Source organism: Arsenophonus endosymbiont of Bemisia tabaci Q2 (assembly GCF_902713415.1).
In the GTDB taxonomy this organism is placed as follows: domain Bacteria; phylum Pseudomonadota; class Gammaproteobacteria; order Enterobacterales; family Enterobacteriaceae; genus Arsenophonus.
Genome location: NZ_CACTIE010000321.1, coordinates 1 through 755 on the forward strand (window position 1 = coordinate 1; position 755 = coordinate 755).

Genomic DNA, 755 nt, shown 5'->3' on the forward strand with positions numbered 1-755 from the left:
AAATAGCTTTTGGGGAAAAGCAGTTATCTCTTGGTTTGATTGGTTTTTTACTCCCAGCCACAAATCATTTGTTAATTTTTAACATTAGTCGGTTTGGTTTTTTAGTTAGTGTTACCTAACATTCAATTTGCCTATGGCTAGATCACTGGGTTTTGGGTTTATACTCTGCAACTTAACACCTAGTTAAGACTCGGTTTTTTACGGCTTTTTTATCTGGTTATTCTTGCTAAAGAATATAAATCGCTGACCCTTTACAAAAAGGTACGCAGTCACACTTTTTTGGGTGCTTTGACTGCTTGTACGTACACGGTTTCAGGTTCTATTTCACTCCCCTTGCCGGGGTTCTTTTCGCCTTTCCCTCACGGTACTGGTTCACTATCGGTCAGTCAGGAGTATTTAGCCTTGGAGGATGGTCCCCCCATGTTCAGACAGGATAACACGTGTCCCGCCCTACTCTTTGAGTTCACAACATTTACCGTTTCAGATACGGGGCTATTACCCTTTATTGCCGGTCTTTCCAGACTTTTCTCCTGCGATAAATATTGATGTTGACTCTGGGCTTTTCCCTGTTCGCTCGCCGCTACTGGGGGAATCTCGGTTGATTTCTTTTCCTCGGGGTACTGAGATGTTTCAATTCTCCCGGTTTGCCTCGTTTGACTATGAATTTATCAAACGATAGTGCATTAATGCACTGGGTTTTCCCATTTGGACATCGCCGGCTAGTAGGCTTCATATCAGCTTACCGACGCTTTTCG

At 43.2% G+C, this 755-nt stretch carries 1 rRNA gene; it reads right to left on the minus strand.

The features are described 5' to 3' along the window. A 23S ribosomal RNA gene (locus ARSQ2_RS11715) occupies positions 1-755 on the minus strand; the annotation flags it as partial.